General features: G+C 69.0%; 20 protein-coding genes. 12 read left to right on the top strand and 8 right to left on the bottom strand.

Annotated elements, in window-relative coordinates:
- Window positions 1–72: 72 nt before the first annotated feature.
- The 4 genes from purF (at window position 73) to F8O03_RS01160 (ending at window position 3812) form a co-directional block, all read left to right on the top strand.
- Window positions 73–1530 carry an amidophosphoribosyltransferase gene (gene purF / locus F8O03_RS01175; RefSeq protein ID WP_151422029.1) on the top strand — a complete coding sequence of 486 codons (1458 nt, stop codon included), beginning with the start codon at window positions 73–75 and terminating at the stop codon, window positions 1528–1530.
- 194 nt (window positions 1531–1724) lie between these two features.
- Window positions 1725–2354 carry a biotin transporter BioY gene (locus F8O03_RS01170; protein ID WP_151422028.1) on the top strand — a complete coding sequence of 210 codons (630 nt, stop codon included), beginning with the start codon at window positions 1725–1727 and terminating at the stop codon, window positions 2352–2354.
- A gap of 51 nt (window positions 2355–2405) precedes the next feature.
- Window positions 2406–3107: an energy-coupling factor ABC transporter ATP-binding protein gene (locus F8O03_RS01165; protein ID WP_151422027.1), complete on the top strand. Its 702-nt coding sequence runs from the start codon at window positions 2406–2408 to the stop codon at window positions 3105–3107.
- 90 nt (window positions 3108–3197) lie between these two features.
- On the top strand, window positions 3198–3812 hold the full coding sequence (locus F8O03_RS01160; protein WP_151422026.1) for an energy-coupling factor transporter transmembrane component T family protein: 615 nt from the start codon (window positions 3198–3200) through the stop codon (window positions 3810–3812).
- A gap of 246 nt (window positions 3813–4058) precedes the next feature.
- Here F8O03_RS01160 and F8O03_RS01155 read toward each other — a convergent pair whose 3' ends face one another.
- Together F8O03_RS01155 and F8O03_RS01150 are read right to left on the bottom strand one after the other, a co-directional pair.
- A complete protein-coding gene (locus F8O03_RS01155) occupies window positions 4059–4484 on the bottom strand; it encodes a hypothetical protein (protein WP_151422025.1) in 426 nt (141 codons plus the stop codon).
- A gap of 83 nt (window positions 4485–4567) precedes the next feature.
- Window positions 4568–4942 (bottom strand): sterol carrier family protein, encoded by a 375-nt coding sequence (locus F8O03_RS01150; protein ID WP_104251589.1) that lies wholly within the window; start codon window positions 4940–4942, stop codon window positions 4568–4570.
- A gap of 243 nt (window positions 4943–5185) precedes the next feature.
- Here F8O03_RS01150 and purD point away from each other — a divergent pair, with 243 nt between their 5' ends.
- The 4 genes from purD to F8O03_RS01130 all read left to right on the top strand — a co-directional run bounded on the left by purD (window position 5186) and on the right by F8O03_RS01130 (window position 9429).
- On the top strand, window positions 5186–6469 hold the full coding sequence (gene purD / locus F8O03_RS01145) for a phosphoribosylamine--glycine ligase (protein WP_151422024.1): 1284 nt from the start codon (window positions 5186–5188) through the stop codon (window positions 6467–6469).
- Window positions 6466–7359 carry a phosphoribosylaminoimidazolesuccinocarboxamide synthase gene (locus F8O03_RS01140; RefSeq protein ID WP_151422023.1) on the top strand — a complete coding sequence of 298 codons (894 nt, stop codon included), beginning with the start codon at window positions 6466–6468 and terminating at the stop codon, window positions 7357–7359. Before purD ends, F8O03_RS01140 begins: the two co-directional genes overlap by 4 nt.
- Window positions 7360–7538: 179 nt before the next feature.
- On the top strand, window positions 7539–9074 hold the full coding sequence (locus F8O03_RS01135) for a SulP family inorganic anion transporter (RefSeq protein WP_244295796.1): 1536 nt from the start codon (window positions 7539–7541) through the stop codon (window positions 9072–9074).
- 52 nt (window positions 9075–9126) lie between these two features.
- A complete protein-coding gene (locus F8O03_RS01130; RefSeq protein WP_151422022.1) occupies window positions 9127–9429 on the top strand; it encodes a DUF1905 domain-containing protein in 303 nt (100 codons plus the stop codon).
- 74 nt (window positions 9430–9503) lie between these two features.
- On the opposite strand, the gene F8O03_RS01125 is transcribed toward F8O03_RS01130, so the two are convergent.
- On the bottom strand, window positions 9504–10988 hold the full coding sequence (locus F8O03_RS01125) for an MFS transporter (RefSeq protein WP_244295792.1): 1485 nt from the start codon (window positions 10986–10988) through the stop codon (window positions 9504–9506).
- 92 nt (window positions 10989–11080) lie between these two features.
- On the opposite strand from F8O03_RS01125, the gene F8O03_RS01120 reads away from it, so the two are divergent.
- Window positions 11081–11779 carry a TetR/AcrR family transcriptional regulator gene (locus F8O03_RS01120; RefSeq protein WP_151422020.1) on the top strand — a complete coding sequence of 233 codons (699 nt, stop codon included), beginning with the start codon at window positions 11081–11083 and terminating at the stop codon, window positions 11777–11779.
- Between the two features lie 188 nt (window positions 11780–11967).
- Here the strand turns inward: F8O03_RS01120 and F8O03_RS01115 are convergent, their stop codons facing one another.
- From F8O03_RS01115 to F8O03_RS01105, 3 genes are all read right to left on the bottom strand, one after another.
- A complete protein-coding gene (locus F8O03_RS01115; protein ID WP_151422019.1) occupies window positions 11968–13080 on the bottom strand; it encodes a transaldolase family protein in 1113 nt (370 codons plus the stop codon).
- Window positions 13081–13305: 225 nt separating this feature from the next.
- Window positions 13306–14157 carry a hypothetical protein gene (locus F8O03_RS01110; protein ID WP_151422018.1) on the bottom strand — a complete coding sequence of 284 codons (852 nt, stop codon included), beginning with the start codon at window positions 14155–14157 and terminating at the stop codon, window positions 13306–13308.
- On the bottom strand, window positions 14157–15566 hold the full coding sequence (locus tag F8O03_RS01105) for an AI-2E family transporter (protein WP_244295788.1): 1410 nt from the start codon (window positions 15564–15566) through the stop codon (window positions 14157–14159). The genes F8O03_RS01110 and F8O03_RS01105 overlap by 1 nt, the downstream gene beginning before the upstream one ends.
- Window positions 15567–15730: 164 nt before the next feature.
- On the opposite strand from F8O03_RS01105, the gene purS reads away from it, so the two are divergent.
- Genes purS through F8O03_RS01090 form a run of 3 tightly spaced genes read left to right on the top strand, consistent with a single transcriptional unit; the run spans window position 15731 to window position 17337 of the window.
- Complete coding sequence (gene purS, locus F8O03_RS01100) at window positions 15731–16096, top strand: phosphoribosylformylglycinamidine synthase subunit PurS (RefSeq protein ID WP_151422017.1); 366 nt, start codon at window positions 15731–15733, stop codon at window positions 16094–16096.
- Window positions 16093–16797, top strand: a complete 705-nt coding sequence (gene purQ / locus F8O03_RS01095) for a phosphoribosylformylglycinamidine synthase subunit PurQ (protein ID WP_151422016.1) — start codon at window positions 16093–16095, stop codon at window positions 16795–16797. The genes purS and purQ overlap by 4 nt, the downstream gene beginning before the upstream one ends.
- Before the next feature lie 3 nt (window positions 16798–16800).
- Window positions 16801–17337 (top strand): DUF3817 domain-containing protein, encoded by a 537-nt coding sequence (locus tag F8O03_RS01090; RefSeq protein ID WP_151422015.1) that lies wholly within the window; start codon window positions 16801–16803, stop codon window positions 17335–17337.
- Between the two features lie 79 nt (window positions 17338–17416).
- Here the strand turns inward: F8O03_RS01090 and F8O03_RS01085 are convergent, their stop codons facing one another.
- Both F8O03_RS01085 and F8O03_RS01080 read right to left on the bottom strand, forming a co-directional pair.
- Entirely contained in the window at window positions 17417–18445 is a 1029-nt protein-coding gene (locus F8O03_RS01085) for an ATP-dependent 6-phosphofructokinase (RefSeq protein WP_104251579.1), read from the bottom strand.
- A 333-nt stretch (window positions 18446–18778) separates the two neighbouring features.
- Window positions 18779–20299: an MFS transporter gene (locus F8O03_RS01080; protein ID WP_151422014.1), complete on the bottom strand. Its 1521-nt coding sequence runs from the start codon at window positions 20297–20299 to the stop codon at window positions 18779–18781.
- Window positions 20300–20324 lie beyond the last annotated feature (25 nt).

Here is a 20324-nt window from a genome sequence, read left to right as displayed (position 1 = left end):
AGGGCCCCTCGTGGGCCTCCTTGAAATCGGGCCCTCACGGGCGCGCTTACCTGTGCTTGGAGCTCCCCCAGCGTGTGCGGCATTGTTGGTCACGTCTCGACCAGTCCCGTCAACCAACAGATCTACGATTCCCTCCTGCTCCTGCAGCATCGCGGCCAGGATTCGTCCGGCATCGCGACGGCTGACGGGGACACGTTCCACATCGCGAAGGTCAAGGGGCAGGTCCGCGAGGGCTACCGCACCCGTGACATGCGCAACCTGCTCGGCAACGTCGGCCTCGGCCACGTCCGCTACGCGACGGCTGGCAGCGCGAAGAGCGACGACGAGGTGCAGCCGTTCTACGTGAACGCGCCGTACGGCATCGTCCTCGTGCACAACGGCAACCTCACCAACACGCGAGAGCTGCGCAAGGAGCTCTTCAACGTCGACCGCCGCCACCTGAACTCGTCGAGCGACACCGAGCTGCTGCTCAACGTCCTCGCGAACGAGCTGCAGCACGGCATCAACGGCGACGACCTCACCCCGGACGACCTGTTCGACTCGATCTCCCGCCTGCACGACCGGGTCGAGGGCTCGTACGCATCCGTCGCCCTCATCTCCGGATACGGGCTGCTCGCCTTCCGCGACCCGTTCGGCATCCGCCCCCTCGTCCTCGGTCGCCGCGACGACGAGCACGGCCGCGACGAGTGGGTCGTCGCGTCCGAGTCGCTCGTGCTCGAGTCGGGCGGCTACGACCTGGTCCGCGACGTCGAGCCCGGCGAGGCCATCTTCATCTCCATGGGCGGCGAGCTGTTCTCACGCCAGTGCGCCGTGAACCCGCGCCTCGTGCCCTGCTCGTTCGAGTACGTGTACCTCGCGCGCCCCGACTCCGTCATGAACGGCATCTCCATCTACGAATCGCGCCTGCGCATGGGGAAGACCCTCGCCGCGAACGTCGAGCGCAGCATCAGCGCCGGCGACATCGACGTGGTCATGCCCATCCCGGACTCGGGCCGCCCCACGGCGATGGAGATGGCGAAGACCCTCGGCATCGACTACCGCGAGGGCTTCTACAAGAACCGCTACGTGGGCCGCACGTTCATCATGCCTGGGCAGAAGGTGCGCAAGAAGTCGGTGCGCCAGAAGCTCAACGCGCTCCCAACCGAGTTCCGCGGCAAGAACGTGCTGCTCGTCGACGACTCCATCGTGCGCGGCACGACCTCGAAGGAGATCGTCGAGATGGCCCGGCAGGCCGGCGCCAACTCGGTGACGTTCGCCTCCGCCGCTCCCCCGGTCCGCTACCCGCACGTGTACGGCATCAACATGCCATCGCGCGGCGAGCTCGTCGCATCCGGCCGCTCGATCGAGGAGATCGCGTCGGTCATCAGCGCAGACCGCCTCGTCTACCAGGAGGTCAGCGACCTGTTCACGGCCATCACCGAGGGCTCGAACGTGAAGGAGCTCGACATGAGCTGCTTCGACGGCACCTACGTCACCGGAACCGTCACCCCCGAGTACCTCGCCTGGCTCGAGCTCAACACGAAGAGCTAGCCAGCACGGCGGCACGCTGCAGGCCGCGCCCGCGCCCGCGCCCGCGCCCGCGCATCCTTGCCGCCCGACGGGGCCAGACATCTGGGAAACGCATGCTCGTTGCGAAACGAGCATGCGTTTTCCACATGTGTCGCGGGACGCGAGACGCCGGGCGCGGGGCGGGCGCCAGGGCGGGGCGCCGGTAGAGTCCTCGCATGACCGACGCACCCCTCGCACCCCGCAACCGAACCCGGGACCTGACGCAGATCGCCGTGTTCGCGGGCATCGTGGCGGCCCTCGGCGTGGTGCCGGCGATCACGATCCCCGGCCCCGGGGTGCCGATCACGTTGCAGACGCTGGGCGTGATGCTCGCGGGCGCAGTACTCGGGTCGAAGCGCGGGTTCTCCGCGATGCTGCTCTTCAACGTGCTCGTGCTCGCGGGGCTCCCGCTGCTCGCCGGCGGCCGGGGCGGGCTGGCGGTGCTCGCGAGCCCCACTGTCGGCTACTTCATCGGCTTCCCCATCGCGGCCTTCGCCGTCGGATGGCTCGTCGAACGCTTCGGGACCCCGTTCCGCCTTCTGCCCGGCATCCTTGCGACCGTGGTCGGGGGTGTGTTCGTGCTCTACGTTCCCGGCATCATCGGCGTCGCCCTCATGGCCAAGATCGGCGTCGGCGCCGCGGCGCTCTCTGCGCTCGCCTTCCTGCCGGGCGACCTGGCGAAGGCGGTCATCGCGGCGCTCATCGCGCGCGGCGTCCACAAGGCGTACCCGGGGCTCATCTCCGGTCGTCGGCACCGGCGGAAGGCCGCGCCCAGTCCGGCGTCGGCACCGGCCGTGGATGCGTGACCGCTCGGCTCCCGCATCCCCTCACGCCCGCCCGATGAACGGGGGCTGCGCATGATCGAGCTGCACGGCGTGAGCGTCGCGTTCGGCGACGGCGCCCAACTGCGGTGGGTGCTCGACGACATCTCGGTCGTGCTCTGCGAGCAGCGCATCGGGATCATCGGCGCCAACGGCTCAGGCAAGTCGAGCCTCGCGAGACTCCTCAACGGGCTGCTGCTCCCCACGAGCGGAACGGTGTCCGTCGACGGCTTCGACACGAAGCGGGACGGGCGAGAGGTCCGACGGCGCGTGGGGTTCTGCTTCACCGACCCCGACTCGCAGATCATCATGCCGACCGTCGGCGAGGACGTCGCCTTCGGTCTCGGGCGGCGGGGCCTCAGCAAGGCAGAGATCGCCGCACGGACGGCCGACGCGCTCGAGCAGGTCGGGCTCGCCGACCGCGCCGACCACCCCGCGCATCTCCTCTCCGGCGGGCAGAAGCAGCTGCTCGCCCTCGCGGCGGTCCTCGTGACCGAGCCGAGCATCCTCGTCCTCGACGAGCCCACGACCCTCCTCGACCTGCGCAACTCGCGCGCCATCGCGGCCCGCATCGCGCGCCTGCCGCAGCAGGTGGTCCTCGTGACGCACGACCTCGACCTACTCCGCACGTTCGATCGCGCGCTCGTGGTGCACGACGGGCGCATCCATTTCGACGGGTCGCCGTCGGATGCCATCGCCGCGTACCGGGCCGCCATCGATGCGGATGGGGCACTGTGAGGCCCGCATCCCGGCAGACGGGGTTCTGGGACGCCCGCCTCGACGGCGAAGGGCGCGCTGTGGGGCACCCGCTCTCGCCGGGCACAGCCCGTGGCTGACCGCTCGTCGCCGCTCGCGGTCTACGTGCCGGGGGCATCCGTCGTCCACCGGCTGCCGGCAGGGGCGAAGCTGCTCGCGCTCGTCGCCGCCGGCGCAGCGGTGCTCGCGATCGCGTCGCCGCTCGCCGCCGGCATCGCGGTCGCGACTGCCCTGCTCGGGTTCGCGCTCGCGCGCCTGAGCCTGCGCTACGCCTGGCGTGGCGTGCGCCCGACCTGGATCTTCCTCATCGGCATCTTCGCCTTCCAGTGGTGGAGCGCCGACCTCTCCCGTGCCGTGGGGGTCGTCGGATCCATCGTCGCGCTGCTTCTCGCGGCCACCCTCGTCAGCCTCACAACCCGCACGAGCGACATGATCGACGCCATCGTGTGGCTGCTCCGGCCGCTCCGACGCGTCGGCGTGGACCCCGACCGAATCGCATTGCAGCTCGCACTCGGCGTGCGGGCGGTGCCGCTCATCGCCGAGCTCGCAGAGACCGCGAGGCAGGCGCAGTACGCACGCGGACGCCGTGCCAGCCCCCGCGCCTTCGCCGTGCCGCTCGTCGTGCGAGCGCTGCGCCGGGCCGACGCCATGTCAGACGCGCTCCGCGCACGCGGCCTCGACGACTGAGCGAACCGAGAGGTCCTCGCGCTCTTCCGCACCTGGCTCGGACCGGGACCTGACAGCATTTGCTGACAGTCAGGGTGACGTGGGGAGCGTCGCCGCCGCACCGCCCGCATTTTCAGTCCTACGTCACCTTGAGTGGCAACACCCCCCGCCTCGAATCGTCACGACGCGACGAACTGGGTCCGTGAACACCAGTCAGATCCGGAGGGAGGCGCGCGCACGGCCACGGTTGCCGCGGCCGTGCGGGGGTTAGCTGCGGTTCTCGAGCTCGTCGGCGCGAATGAGACGCGCGTCGACCGACTGCTTCGCGGAGACCCGACCCGCGATGTACCCGGCGAGCCCGCCGAGTGCAAGCGTGACGGGCACCGTGAATGCGAGGAGGAACGCGAACACCTGGATGCGAGTGAACGCCTCGTTGGGAGGGAACGCGAACGTGAGGATCGTCACGAGCACCACGCCGACGATGGCACCGAGCACCAGGAAGCTGCTCATGCGAGGGACCCGGTGCACCTTCGCGTCCATCTCCCGGACGCCGTCATCCTCGTCTTCGTCGATGAGCTCGGCGAACTCGGCCTCGTAGCCGTCCAGCTCGCCGCCGGCTTGGACCGTGCGGTCAGCCGTCGGTTCGGCACCACCTTCAGGTCGCGGCGGCGTGGGTTCGTTCTCGCGGAGCATGCATCCATTGTCGCGCAGTTCCCGGTGAGTGCGCGCAGGATGCGCGGTGGCCGAGCTGGCGGCCCAGTCGCGGCACGAGGCCCTCAGCGGCGCACGAGCGGCAGCCAGGCCGAGACGTCGGCGCGGGTCCCGGAGGCGCGCACGCGGTTCGCGTCGAAGGCCTCCCGCCATGAGGTCCGGCCCGTTGCCAGCTCGAGCCAGGTGTCGGCGTCGAGCTCGATGACGTTCGGCGGTGTGCCCCTCGTGTGGCCCGGGCCCTCGACGCATTGCACGGCCCCGAACGGCGGGACGCGCACCTCGACGCTCGCTCCAGGCGCGCGGTCCTCGAGGGCCTGCAGGGTGTAACGGACGGCAGTCGCGGCATCGGCGCGAGGGGTCGGGCGCCCTTGGGCGCGAGCTTCGGACCAGGCGGTGATGGCTCCGAGGCCAGCGGCGTCAGCGATTCGGGGTTTCGGCACGTCCTCATTGTGCTCCAGCCGCACCCACGGAGTCGGTGAGCGACGCACCTCGCCGGGGCGGGCTGCCAACTTCGGTGGCTCTTCGGCGTTTTCGCTCCGCCGACGCCGTGATCCGGGGACGCAGTCACCGAACCTGGCGACCGGTGCGCGACGAGACGCCGAGAGAAGCGCCGTGGGTGTCGCCGGCCGGTCATCTGCGTTCACGCGGGAGCGGGAGCCGTCGTCCCCGGTTAGGCTGGTGCGGTGAGAATTCTCGTCCTCGGATCCGGTGCCCGCGAGCACGCAATTGTTGCCGCTCTCCACAGCGAGCGCGCACACTCGATCGTCACGGCCCCGGGCAACCCGGGTATCGCCGCCGAGTCTGAGGTGATCAGGCTCGACGTGAACAACCCGTCCCTCGTGACGGAGTTCGCGAAGGACGAGGGCTTCGACCTCGTGGTCATCGGCCCGGAGGCGCCGCTCGTCGCGGGTGTCGCCGACGCGCTGCGCGACGCGGGCATCCCCGTCTTCGGTCCGTCGAAGGCCGCCGCCGAGATCGAGGGTTCGAAGACCTTCGCGAAGGACGTCATGTCCCGCGCCGGTGTGCCGACGGGCGGTGCGCGCCTCGCGACGACGCTCGACGAGGCTGCGGCGGCGATCGACGAGTTCGGCGCTCCGTACGTCGTGAAGGCCGACGGCCTCGCGTCCGGCAAGGGCGTCATGGTGACGGAGAGCCGCGAGGACGCGCTCATCCACGCCGAGCACTGGCTCGCGGCCGGCCCCGTGCTGGTCGAGGAGTTCCTCGACGGCCAGGAAGTGTCGCAGTTCGTCTTCTCGGATGGGGTCAACGTCCGCGCCCTCCCGCCCGCGCAGGACTTCAAGCGCCTCCTCGCCGGTGACGGTGGCCCGAACACGGGCGGCATGGGCGCGTATACGCCGGTCCCGTTCCTCGGCGACCGCTTCGGTGGCGAGCGTGCCTTCTCGAAGCTCATCGTCGACCAGGTCGCGAAGCCCGTCGTCGACGAGATGCGCGCGTCCGGAACGCCGTTCGCGGGGCTCCTCTACTGCGGACTCATCGTGACGAGCGCCGGCATCCGCGTCATCGAGTTCAACGCGCGCTTCGGTGACCCCGAGACGCAGGCCGTGCTCGAGCGCCTCGGCCAGCCGCTCTCCGAGCTGCTGTACGCGTCGGCGACCGGCACCCTCGGGCACCTGCCGGAGGAGCTCGCGATCGCCGCCAACGCGGCGGTCACGATCGTGCTCGCGAGCGAGGGCTACCCGGAGGACGTCCAGTCGGGCCGCACCATCACAGGTGTGCAGGATGCGCTGGCCGAGCCGAACGTGAAGGTGCTGCAGGCGGCCACGACCCAGCGGGACGATGACACGCTCGTGACGAGCGGAGGCCGCATCCTCAATGTCGTCGGCACGGGCGCGACCATCGCCGAGGCTCGGGCGTTCGCGTACCAGGGGCTCTCGCGCATCCACGTCGACGGCGCGCAGTACCGCGCAGACATCGCCGAGCTCGCGGCCCGCGAGCAGCAGTCGTGACCGGCGCCGCGCTGACTCCCACGCTCGAAGGGTGGTCGCACGTCTCGTCCGGCAAGGTGCGCGACGTGTACGAATCACCGGTCGATGACCGTGTGCTGCTCGTGGTCGCGAGCGACCGCGTGAGCGCATTCGACCACATCCTGTCGCCCGGCATTCCCGGGAAGGGCGCTCGTCTCACGGCTCTGAGCCGGTGGTGGTTCGACCGCATTGCAGTGCCGAACCACCTGCGCGAGCCGTCGGGGTGGGATGCCCGCCTCCCGGCCGACGTGGCGGCGCGGTCGATGCGCGTCGTGCGTCTCGAGATGTTCCCCGTCGAGTGCGTCGTGCGCGGCTATCTGACCGGTTCGGGGCTCATCGAGTACCGCGAGCACGGCACCGTGTGCGGAATCGCACTGCCGACGGGTCTTGAGGACGGCGACCGACTTCCGGCGCCGATCTTCACTCCGGCCTACAAGGCGCCCCAGGGCGAGCACGACGAGAACATCAGCTTCGAGAAGATGATCGAGCTCGTGGGTCTCGACGATGCAGTCGCCCTGCGTGACCGGTCGCTGCGCGTGTTCCGCGAAGCGTCGGCGATCGCCGAGCAGCGCGGCGTGATCCTGGCCGACACGAAGTTCGAGTTCGGACGCAATCCCGCCAACGGTGAGATCACGCTCGGCGACGAGGTGCTCACGAGCGACTCGTCACGCTACTGGGACGCGAAGCTGTACGCCGACACGGCGCTGCCCCTGAAGCAGCGGCTGTCGTCGTTCGACAAGCAGATCGTCCGCGACTGGCTGTCCTCGAACTGGGACAAGCAGGGTGAGCCGCCCGCGCTTCCGTCCGGGATCATCGAGCGCACCCAGGCCCGGTACGCGGAGCTCTTCGACCGCCTCGGAGTCGGCGCCTAGCCCGAGCCTCGACGGCCAGGCCGCTCCCGTGCGGACGAGCGCGCCCTTGCTCGGCGCGCGCAGCGGACCTATGGTCGTCATTCCGCGGTCTCAACGACCTCAACACCGCCCTGGAATTCCGCTGCCCCTCTTGGACGCGCGGGTCTTCCTGCTTCCTCACCCTCGAGACTGGACCCGCCGTGCCCTCCTCCCCCGCATCCGCACCGGCGTCGGCCGCACCGGTCGCCATCTCGCCCGAGGAGCGGCAGTCGGTGCTGCGCACGCTGCGCTCCCCTCGCCTGCTCAAGGTGGAGGTGCTCGGTGGCCTGGTCGTGGCGCTCGCGCTGATTCCGGAGGCGATCGCCTTCTCGGTCATCGCGGGCGTTGACCCGCGGGTGGGCCTCTTCGCCTCGTTCACGATGGCGGTCTCGATCGCCATCCTGGGCGGCCGACCCGCCATGATCTCGGCGGCGACCGGTGCTGTGGCTCTCGTCATCGCACCCCTCATGGCCTCGCACGGCCTCGACTACCTGATCGCGGCGGTGCTCCTCGCCGGTGTGCTGCAGGTGCTGCTCGCCGTGGTCGGGGTCGCGAAGCTCATGCGGTTCATCCCCCGCCAGGTGATGGTCGGGTTCGTGAACGCGCTCGCGATCCTCGTGTTCCTGGCGCAGGTGCCGGAGCTGCTCGGGGTCCCGTGGCTCGTGTATCCGCTGACTCTGCTCGCGCTTGTCATCGTGTTCGGTTTGCCTCGGCTGACGACGGTCGTGCCTGCCCCGCTCGTGGCGATCGTCGTGCTGACGCTCATCACGGTGCTCGCGTCGCTCAGCGTTCCGACGGTTGGCGACAAGGGCGAGCTGCCGAGCACCCTGCCCGGATTCTTCGTGCCGGATGTGCCGCTCACGTTCGAGACGCTGCAGGTCATCTTCCCGTTTGCGCTCGCCATGGCATTCGTCGGGCTGCTCGAGTCGCTCATGACGGCGAAGCTGGTCGACGACATCACGGACACCCGTTCGAGCAAGACCCGCGAAGCGTGGGGGCAGGGCGCCGCGAACGTCATCACCGCGTTGTTCGGCGGCATGGGCGGGTGCGCGATGATCGGGCAGACGATGATCAACGTGAAGGCGTCGGGTGCTCGGACTCGCATCTCGACGTTCCTCGCCGGGGTCTTCCTCCTGCTGCTCGTGGTGCTGCTGGGCGACGTGGTGGCGCTCATCCCGATGGCCGCGCTGGTCGCCGTCATGATCTTCGTGTGCTGGGCGACGTTCGACTGGCACTCGATCCGCCCGTCGACGCTGCGCGGGATGCCGCTCAGCGAGACGGCGGTCATGCTCGTGACGGTGGTCGCGACGGTCGCGACACACAACCTCGCGATCGGCGTCGGAGCCGGCGTGCTGTGCGCCGTGCTGCTCTTCGCGCGTCGTGTCGCGCACGTCGTCGACGTGCGGCGGACCCTGTCGGATGACGGCGCGCTCGCCTCGTACGCGGTGACGGGCCAGCTGTTCTTCGCCTCCTCGAACGACCTGTACGCGCAGTTCGACTACGCGTCCGACCCGGCGCGGGTGGTCATCGACCTGAGCGCGGCGCACGTCTGGGATGCGTCGACCGTCGCCGCGCTCGATGCCGTCATCGAGAAGTACGAGAGGCACGGCACGACCGTGGAGGTCATCGGCTTGAACGCCGAGAGCGAGACCCGCCTGCAGCGGATGCGCGACGTGCTGCCGGGCGGCGGGCACTAGCCCTTCGCGCCGGGGCCTCGCCGCGGCCGCTCTCGTGCGCGATCATGGTCGCATGGAGTTCTCGTTCTCGAATCCGCTGTGGAGATGGGACAAGCGGCGTGAGCTGTGGACGTTCGTGAGCCTCAGCGAGGACGCGTCCGACAGGATCGCGGCCGCCACGGAGCGCTTCACGCACGGCTTCGGCTCGGTGCGGGTGGAAGCGACGGTCGGGGGCTCCACCTGGCGCACGTCGATCTTCCCGAGCGACGACGCCTACATCCTGCCCATCAAGAAGGCCGTGCGCGAAGCCGAAGGGCTCGAACTGGATGCGCCGGTGGTCGGCAAGGTGCGTCTCGTCGACCTCGAGGAGCGGTGACCTGAGACACCTGAGCATGCGCCGGGTGCGCGCGGACCGTGCTCGCTCGAGGCGCGCACCCGGAGCCGGAGGGACTAGTGCGAAAGGGCCGGCTCTGCGGCGTCTTCCGCCTCGATCTCCCGGCTGAGTGAGAGCCCCTGGTTCCGGCGTCGGAACAGCAACGCGGAGACGATGGCCCCGAGGGCGAAGAAGCCTCCACCCCACCAGTAGGCGGCGGCGTAGCTGGCGATCATGGCGTCGCCGACAGCATCCCGGCCATGCTCGAGCAGATAGTCGGTGGCGGCCGTCGCGGCGAGCGTGTTGAGCAGCGCGGTACCCACCGAGCCCCCAACCTGCTGACTGGTGTTGACCATCGCCGACGCGACCCCCGCGAACTCGCGGTCGACGCCGAGCGTTGCCGTCTGCATGGATGCCGGCATGATCGTGCCCATCGCGAATCCGATCATCATCAGCGGCGGCATGACGTGCGCCGCGTACGAGCTCGTCGCGTCCAGGAATGTGAGCAGGACCATGCCGCTCGCGGCGATCGTCATGCCGATCGGCACGAGGATCTTCGGGCCGAAGCGGGGCACGAAGATGTTCGTGCCCAGCTGTGCGGCGAGCACGAGCATCGCGATCATGGGCAGGAACGCGAGCCCCGTCTGGATGGGCGAGTAGCCGAGCGTCAGCTGCAGGTAGTAGGTGACGAACAGGAAGATGCCGAACATGCCGGCACCCGCGATCATGACCGACAGGTAGGCGGCGCCACGGTTGCGGTCGCGGACGATGTGCAGCGGCAGCAGCGGATGCCCGGCGCGGGTCTGCCAGAGCACGAACGCCGCGAGGAACACCACTGAGCCGGCGAGCATGCCCCACGTGAGCGGCGCACCCCATCCGTCGGTCTCGGCGTGCGAGAAGCCGTAGACAAGCGCGAAGAGGCCGGCGGAGACGAGCAGCGTTCCGGGGATGTCGAGCTTGGGGCGTGGACCCGTGCGGGCGATCGACGGCACGAAGACGAAGGCGCCGACCAGCGCGACGGCAGCGATCGCGACGTTGATGTAGAGGTTCCAGCGCCAGTCGAACGCCTCGGTGAGCACGCCACCGAGGAGCAGCCCGACAGCTCCACCCGCGCCAGCGATCGCACCGAAGACGCCGAACGCCCTGGCGCGCTCCTTGGGGATCGTGAAGGTCGTCGTGAGGACGGCGAGGGCCGTCGGCGCGAGCAGTGCGCCGAAGACGCCCTGCAGGGCGCGCGCCGCGACGAGCAGCTCGAAGGACGGGGCAGCGCCACCGAGGGCGGAGGCGACCGCGAAGCCGATGAGCCCGATGACGAACGTGCGCTTGCGCCCCATGAGGTCGGACAGACGACCGCCGAGGAGCAGGAGGCTGCCGAAGGCGAGCGAGTAGGCCGTGACGATCCACTGCCGCTGGCCATCGGAGAAGCCGAGGTCTGCTTGCGCGGACGGCAAGGCGATGTTGACGACGGTCGCGTCGAGCACGACCATCAGCTGGGCGAGGCCGACGACGACCAGCGTCAACCAGCGGCGGCGGTCCGTCGCGAGTGCAGAGGATTCAGACATGCGCATCACCATATCCGAGACTGAGCGGTTTCGGATACACTCAGTTCCGTAATGTGCACGGCTAGTCTGTGCAACGACGAGAGGCGGTTTCGATGACGAAGACAGACCTCGCCGACAGCTCCCCCGAAGCGCCGGCGACACCAGACGAGGCAGCGACGGCAGCAGCATCGGGTCATTCCGACGGCGAAGCGAAGCCACGGCTCGGACGCAAGCGCGACCACACGCGCGACACCGACATCCTCGAGGCCGCACTGGACGTGCTCGCCGAGACGGGGTACGAGGGCATGACGATCGACATGGTGGCGACCCGGGCGAAGGCGGGCAAGGCCACGCTGTACCGTCGCTGGGCCTCGAAATCGAACCTCGTGCTCGATGCGGTGGCCTGCATGAAATCGAAGGACCTCGACCTCGACGCGCTCCCCGACACGGGCACCCTGCGGGGCGACCTCATCGCCCTGGTTCGCCCCCCGAACATCCGCGACGCCGAGCGCAAGCTCAACGTCATGACCGGCGTCGTGTCGATGATCGCGCGCGACCCGGAGATGGCCGCCGCCGCGCAAGCGGCGATCGTCGCTCCCCGTGCAGCCGCGAACCGCGTCATCTTCGAGCGAGCGATCACGCGCGGCGAGATCGCCGCAGACGTGAACCTCGACACCCTGAGCATGATCGCGCCAGCCATGGCCGCGTTCCGCACGCTCATCCTGCGCCAGTCTCCGGATCGCGACTTCCTGATCGGCATCATCGACGACGTCGTGCTTCCAGCCGCCCATCGCGGGACCCCAGCGCACTGACGTGCGCACGCACGCGAAAGGGGAGAGCCCGTCGGTTCTCCTCGCGAGAAAACTACGGACCCTCCCCTGCGCCGCCACGCTGATTGAGCAGCAGGCGAAATGAGCTCGGCGCGCTCCGGGTGTCGCGACGCGGCGCGGCCGAGCTCAGTTCAGGAAGCGGATGGTGGCGGAGAGCCGCCGTGGATGCCCTACGCGGCTGGCACCAGGATCTCGCGCACCAGCGCGTCGAGCTGCGCATCCGCGTCGAGGAACTGACGGAGCGTGTTGCGTGCCGCGCCGAAGTTCTCGAACTCCTCCGGCGCCATGCCTTCGACCTCGTAGGCGCGACGGAACTCGCTGAGCGTGCCCAGCTCCTCGAGGATCGCGGCGTCGACGGGCACGTGGATGCGCTCGGAGACGGCGATGTTGTTCTCGTTGATGCGGGCCTGCCAGTCGAAGGGCGGCGAGACGACGACGTCGCCGCCGACGAGCTCGGACCACTGCAGCTGGTTGCGGAAGGCCGCCGACAGCACGCGGCTGCGGTAGCCGCGCTCCTGGAACACGGCGTGCGCGCGCTTGAGCGCAGCAACTCCTGCCCACTCCAGGATGCCGGGGGTGACGAGGATGCGGTTCGCGGTCGTCCACTTCTTGAGCCAGTCGTCGAGACGCCCACCCATGATCGTCACGACGTGGCCGAACTCCTGCTCGGGGAGGCCATCGGCCGCACGGCGGTCGAGGGCACGCTCGAGCGCGGCGCCGACGGCAACAGCCTGCGGCACGGTGAAGCTGAGGGTCGCATTGATGCTGACACCGCGGTAGGCGGCCTCCTCCATCGCCTCGATGCCCGTCTTCGTTGCGGGGATCTTGACGATGATGTTCTTCGCGAGCTTGGAGAACTCCTCGGCCTGGTCGGCGAGGGCTGCGGCGTTGCGGTGCAGGCGCGGGTCGGTCTGGATGGAGAGGCGGCCGTTCCGCCCACCGCTTCGCTCGAACTCCGCCTCGAGGAGTCGAGCCGCGTCGATGGACAGGTCGCGAACAGCCTGCCAGCCGATCTCCGACTCGCCCCACGTCGGGTTCTGGGCGGCGATCTCGGTGATGCGCGGACCCCAGACGTCCGGGCGCTTCTTGATGGCCGCGAACGCGATGACCGGGTTGCAGGTCGCACCGACAGCCCCGAACTCGATGGACTTCGTGAGCTCATCGGGGTCCGCCGAGTCGTTCCACAACGCGGTCTTCGTGTTCTGCGCGGCCCAGGCGAGGGGCGCGAGCTTCGTCGCTGGCGTGCCGTTGTCGTTGGAAGGCACGGTGTCGAGCAGGGTCATGCTGGTCTCCTCATCGGTGGCTGTGGGCCGGGTTCGCCGGCGCCGCGGCAGACGCGAACCCGAGGTTTCGGGACATCGAGTCTCGTGCGCCAGCACCGACGCAGAAGCTCGCCCTCGAGTCCGCCTCGGCATCAGCACACCGCCGCCTATGTCCTGACATTAGCACAAGTGGATGCGCGACTGAAGGGTTGCGGAGCCGGGCCGGAGACCTCCGGGCACGTGCCGCTACTTGCCGCCTCGATACGTCGCACGCTCCACGCGTGACATGCCCTTCTTCGGACGCTGCAGGATGATGACCGCGACGACGGACGCCACGAGCAGCAGTGCACTCAGCATCCCGAGCACCCAGAGGACGTCGTAGAGGTAGCGGTCCCACCATGACGGCTCGAACTCGACCACTGCGCGCCACACGTTGACGAACGCTTCCGGAGCACTGTCGGCACGAGCGTTGTCTTCGCCGGCGACCCACAACGCTGGCGCGAGGAAGACCAGCATGAGCATGCCAGAGAAGGTGAGACGCACGATCCGCGCCTGTGCGAGCCTGCCCTTCGGCACCTCCTCGCCATTGATCTCGGCGGCTCTGGCCGGGTCCCTCCAGGAGAGGACCGGCAGCACGATGAAGACGAGACCGACAAGAGCCCCGAGCATCACGGCGGCGATGCCGATGAGCCACGTGAGGAAGACGTTGAGCAGCACTTCGGCGACCGGACTGCTCGCCTCGTTGAGGACCGGCACGATGCCGCCGGTGAGCGTGAGCACCACCAGGAGCACTGCGCCGACCAGCAGCGCCGCCGTGAAGAGGAGCGGACCCACGACGAGGGTTCGGACCATGAAGCGACCGAGGAACGGCTGCTTGGTCTGCGGGCCCAGCAGCTCGACGCTCAGCCAGATGCCGAGGAGCGCTGGTGCACCCATGCCGACATACGACCACGTGGACGCGTCGTACGGGAACTGCGAGATGTCCGCGACCGTGTACAGCGTCCAGACGCCGACGAGGACCGTCACAGCGATGCTCGCCGAGCTGAGTTCAGCCAGCACCCCCTTCTCCCGAGCGCCCCGGGTCAGCCGCTCGAACATCAGACGTCGATGCTCGAGCCCTTGGCACCTGAGGCGGCGCCGGCCGGGGCATCGTCTTCGTCGAGGTTCTTGCGCCAGGGCAGCCTCGTTCGCATGTCATCAGGCAGGGCGTCGTCTTCCTGCAGCTTCTCGAGGGGCTCGTACCAGGCGCGGATGAGCGCCCAGCTGACCGCTGCGACGGGCACGGCCAGCAGAGTGCCGACGATGCCTCCCAGGATCGTGCCGACCGTCAGCGCGATGAGCACGACGAGCTCGTGCAGCTTGAGCGACTTGCCGAGCACGACCGGCTGGAGGAAGTTGCCCTCGAGCTGATTGACGAGCACGACGATGCCGACGACCACGATGGCGGGGACGAGCCCGTTCGTGACGAGCGCGACGAGCGCCGCGAGGATGCCGGCCAGTGTCGCTCCCACGATCGGGATGAACGCGAGGATGAACACGAGCACCGCGAGTGGGAACGCGAGCGGCACGCCGACGATGGCGAGCCCGATGCCGATGAACACCGCATCCACGAGCGCCACGATGACCGTGCCTCGCACGTACCCGCCCATGACCTCCACCGCACGGGACCCCATGAGTCGCGCGCGGCGCTTGTTCGCGCCCTTGAGCGGCTTCGTGAGGAACCCCCAGATGAGCGGCCCGTCTTTCATGAAGAAGAACAGGATGACGACGAAGAGCACGCCGCTCGTGATGAACGTGGTGACGCCGGAGATGCCAGCAGTGAGCCCGGTCGCGGCCGCGTTGCCGAACTGGCTCGTGAAGATGAAGTCCTGAGCCTGCCCGATCCACTCGTTGATCTGGTCCTGGTCGATCGTGATCGGGAACGTCGCGTTCACCCACTCGATGGCCTGGTTGAAGCCCTGAACCGCCTGCTCCGACAGCTCCGACCACTGGTTGCGCACGAGCAGCACGACCATCGTGAGCGCCCCGCCGAGGAAGACGATGATGGCCAGCAGCACGGTGATGGTCGCGAGCGCCGGCGGCCATCTCTTCGACGTGAGGAATCGGATGATCGGCCACGCGGCGGCCGACACGATGAGCGCCAGCAGCACCGGGATGACGACGATCGTGACCTGCAGCCCGGCGAAGATGAGCAGGGTCGCAGCAGCGACGATGACGAGCCCCTGCAGCGCGCGAGTCGCGACGCGACCCAGCTGGTCCGTCCACATGACGCCGACGCTCGTGGGGCGACGTCCGCGACCCTCGCCGTCGTCTGGCGCGTACGCCTGGACCGCATTGCCGCCGACCATGACCTCATCTCGCGCCGGAGCATCGAGGTGCTCGATGGGCGGCGACGACTGCGCCGCAAGCTGGGCAGCGACGGAGGACGCGGAGGGCGCGGGCAGCACTGGCGTGGGACGCCCCACCCGCTTGTCGCCGCTGAAGAGGCGCTTGAGCTTGTCGCGCATGGATGCTCCCAAGATGTCAGCGATGCGGCCGGCGGGGATGCCAGCGGCCGCGAATGTTGGTCAAGGCTATGCGTGTGCACCGACATTCTGGACGAGCCTCGCGCATCCGCGCCTGACGGTAAGCTGGGGGCGTCTCTTTCCTCCACCGATCGGAGCCGCTCCCGATGCCCAAGATCGTCGTCATCGTCATGCCAAAGCAGGAACTCCTCGACCCGCAGGGCAAGGCCGTCGCCGGTGCCCTCTCGCGCCTCGGCAAGGACCACCTGCACGACGTGCGCGTGGGCAAGCGCTTCGAGATCACCACTGACCGCGAGGTCACGGCAGAGCTCATGGAGGAGATCTCGCAGGTCGCCGACGAGCTGCTCGCCAACGGGGTCATCGAGGACGTCATCTCGATCGACGTGCTGCCAGACGGCACCGAGACGGCGGAAGACGCCGACGAGATCGACGACGTCGCCGGAGCCGACACCGAGGCGTCCCTCGCATCGGTCATCGCGGCCGAGGTCCAGTCGAAGGGCTCCGCTTCATGAGCCCCCGCGTCGGCGTCATCACGTTCCCGGGCTCGCTCGACGACCGCGACGCGCAGCGCGCCGTGCGCCTCGCGGGCGGCGAAGCCGTCGCCCTGTGGCACGGCGAGCACGACCTGCACGGCGTCGACGCCATCATCCTCCCCGGCGGCTTCAGCTACGGCGACTACCTTCGCGCAGGCGCGATCGCGAGCCACTCCCCGATCATGGCCGAGGTCATCACGGCCGCCAACACCGGCCTCCCCGTGCTCGGCATCTGCAACGGCTTCCAGATGCTGACCGAGGCGCACCTGCTGCCCGGTGGGCTCATCCGCAACGACCACGGCAAGTTCGTCTGCCGCGACCAGGTGCTGCGCGTCGAGAACAACGACACCGTATGGACCAACGCGTACGAGAAGAACGCCGAGATCACCATCCCGCTGAAGAACGGCGAGGGCGGATTCATCGCCGACGACGAGACGCTCGCGCGCATCGAGGGCGAGGGCCAGGTCGCGTTCCGCTACGTGGACGTCAACCCGAACGGCTCACGCAACAACATCGCGGGCCTCACGAACGAGCGCGGCAACGTCGTCGGCCTCATGCCGCACCCCGAGCACGCGGTCGAGCTCGGCTTCGGGCCGGACACGGCGACCCACATGGCCTCCGGCCTCGACGGCCTCCCGATCTTCCGCAGCGCCGTCGAGGCGCTGCTCGCCCGCGTCTAGACGGTGTCAGAAGCGAGCACGACGGCCGGGCGCACGGCGCAGGCCACGGCGACCGGATCGACGACCCCCTCCGACGGCCGACGCCTCACGCCGCGAGTCCTGCTGCGGGCCGTGTCGATCGGCGAGGCCATCACGTGGGCCCTGCTGCTCACCGGCATGTTCCTCAAGTACGTCACGCAGACCACCGACCTGCTCGTGTCGGTCGGCGGATCCCTGCACGGCGCCATGTTCATGGTCTACCTCGTCGTGACGGCGTTCGTCGGCGTCAACCAGCGCTGGCCGTGGTGGATGTTCGGCCTCGGCTGGTTCGCGGCCATCCCGCCGTTCGCGACGCTCGTCTACGACTGGTGGGCTGAGCGCCGCGGCGCCCTCGAGGGCGGCTGGCGAGACGCACCGCCCAAGGGCTTCTCGCTGCAGCGCATCGTCCGCTGGTTCGTGGACCGGCCGATCACCATGGGCGCGGCCGTCATCGTGCTCGCCGTCGTCATCCTGACCGGCTCCCTCAGCGGCGCCCTCGTCGGACCCACCGGCGCCCACTGAGCACCCTGCGCGACCACGAAGAGGGCGGATGCGCCTGCATCCGCCCTCTTCATGCATCTCGGGTCAGCGACCCGACGGCCTAGCGGCCGAAGAAGATCTTCGCCTGGTCCCACCGGTCCTGGGGGACGGTCTTGAGACCGTCGAGGGCCTCCTCGAAGGCCACGGTCTGCATCTCGGTGCCGCGCAGCGCGACCATGTTGCCCCACTGCTTGCCGTTGACCATGTCGACGGCGTACTGGCCGAAGCGGGTCGCGAGCACGCGGTCGAACCCGGTCGGCGCGCCACCACGCTGGATGTGGCCGAGCGTCGTGTTGCGCGTCTCGATGCCCGTGAGCTTCTCGAGCTCGGCGGTCACGTAGTCGCCGACTCCGCCGAGCAGCGGCCGGCCGGAGACCTCGGTGCCCTGCGAGAGCACCTCGTCCATGCCCTCGGGGATGAAGCCCTCGGCGACCACGACGAGCGGCGAGCGCCCACGCTGGTGCACCTCGGAGACCCACTCGGCGACCTGCGTCATCGGCACCTTCTGCTCGGGGATGAGCACCGCGTGAGCGCCAGCCGCCATGCCGGAGTGCAGCGCGATCCAGCCGACATTGCGGCCCATGACCTCGGCCACCATGACGCGGTGGTGCGACTCACCGGTCGTGCGGAGGCGGTCCATGGCGTCGGTCGCGATCTGCACGGCCGTGTCGAAGCCGAACGTGTAGTCCGTGGCCTGCAGGTCGTTGTCGATGGTCTTCGGCACGCCGACGACAGGGATGCCGGCGTCGGCGAGACGCTTCGCGCCTGCCAGCGTGCCCTCTCCGCCGATCGCGATGAGCGCATCCACCGAGTGGCGCTCCATCATGACGGCGATGTTCTCGGGGCCACCGTTGGGGCCGTCGAACGGGTTCGTGCGCGAGGTGCCGAGGATCGTGCCGCCCTGCTTCGCGAGGCCACGCACCTTCGTGCGAGGAAGATCCATGACGTCGCCCTCGATGACGCCACGCCAGCCGTCGCGGAAGCCCACGAACTCGTTGTCATAGGTCTTGATGCCGTGGAGCACGCTGCCACGAATGACAGCGTTGAGTCCTGGGCAGTCGCCGCCGCTGGTCAGCAGTCCGATCTTCATGCGTTGGTTCTCCTCTGGGTGTGGCAATACACGCAAACAGCCATCACGGTCGAGTAGCCCACCCACTGCGGAACGTATTCAGTGCAGAAGCGGATTCCTGCGTTGGAAGACGGCTCGACAGCGACAGTACCGGGTCGCGGTGTCTCGCGCGATTTCTGACGAGCGACGATGTGGGTCGGTCTGCCACGCACGCGCTGCCGGTCAAGGTGACGTGGGGCTCCGAATCTGGAGCCCGACCCCCGGTTCGGGGCTCACGTCACCCTGACTGGCAGCACAGCCCTACGACCCACCGAGGGTCCGCGCGATGCGAGCGACAGCTGCCGGCGACGCCGACTACGCGGGCGTCTTGCTGACCATGCGGAGCGCGAGGAAGATCGCGCCGACCATCAGCACAGCGCCGACTGCCGAGGTGACCGTGCTGCCCGCGTCGAAGGCATGGAAGGCCGAGTCGAGGAGGGTCTGCGCCTGCGACGCCATGCCACCGGCTTCGAGCTCGTTCGAGACGTTCACGGCACCGGCGAGGGTCTCACGCGCCGCATCCGCCTGCTCCGCCGTCACGCCGTCCGGGACGACCATCCCGGAACGGTAGCTTGCCGTCAGGACGCCACCGAGAACGCTCGTGCCGAGCACCGCGCCCACCTCGTACGCCGTCTCCGAGACAGCAGACGCCGCGCCAGCCTTCGCGGGAGGGACGCTCGCGATGATGACGTCGTTCGAGAGCGTCTCAGCGATCGCGATTCCCGCCGCGAGCAGCGTGAACGCGGCCACGAGCATCCACAGCGGAGCCGAGCCGCCCGTGATCGCCAGCGACAGGTAGGCGAGAAACGCGAGGCCGAGGCCGAACGCCATAGCGATATGCACCTTCACGCGGCGCACGACTCGCACGATGAGAAGGCCGGCGACGATCATCATGACCGTTCCGGGGAGCAGCATGAGGCCAGCCTGCAGCGGCGTGAGTCCGAGGATGAGCTGGAGGTGCTGCGAGAGGAAGAAGAGCAGACCCACCAGCGCGACGACGCTCACGAGGTTCACGAGCACCGAGCCGGTGAAGGCGGGCACCGCGAACAGGCGCATGTCGAGGATCGGGTTCTCCTGCTTCAGGAGTCGACGCACGAACAGCCACCCCGACAGGAGTCCGACCAGGAGCGAGCCCACCGAGATGAGGTCGAGACCGTCGGTCGCCGTGTGCTTGATGGCGAAGACGACGGGCGCGAGCGCAGCCATGGAGAGCAGGATCGCTGGCACGTCGATGGGGCCAGGGTTCGGGTCGCGCGACTCGGTGACGAGCAGCGGCGCGAAGATGAGGAGCGGCAGCAGGAACGGCACCGCGATGAGGAAGACGGAGCCCCAGTGGAAGTGCTCGAGGAGCACGCCGCCGACGATCGGCCCGATGGCGGTGCCCGCGGAGAAGCCCGTCGCCCAGATGGCGATGGCGAGGCGGCGCTGGGCGCGGTCGTGGAACATGCCGCGGAGCAGCGAGAGCGTGCACGGCATGATCATGGCGCCGAAGACACCGAGCAGCAGGCGCGAGAGGAGCAGCATCTCGGCAGAGACGGAGAAGGCCGCGAGCACAGAGACGAGCGCGAAGCCCGTCGAGCCGATGAGCAGCAACTTGCGGCGGCCGATGCGGTCGCCGAAGGAGCCCATCGTGACGAGGAGGCCCGCGAGCACAAGCGGGTAGATGTCGATGATCCAGAGCTGCATCGCGGCGCTCGGCTGGAGGTCGAGCGCGATGTAGGGAAGGGCGAAGCTCAGGACCGTGTTGTCGATCGACACGAGGAGGACGGGGAGCATCAGCACCGCGAGGCCGAGCCACTCCTTCCGGCCTGCGCGCTGTTCGATCAGTGTGGTCATGAAAGAGGACTATACCGACCAGCCG

The organism is Pseudoclavibacter terrae (assembly GCF_008831075.1).
Lineage (GTDB): Bacteria > Actinomycetota > Actinomycetes > Actinomycetales > Microbacteriaceae > Pseudoclavibacter > Pseudoclavibacter terrae.
Note: the sequence above shows the minus strand (reverse complement) of the source record. Positions and strands in the feature narration are given on the sequence as shown.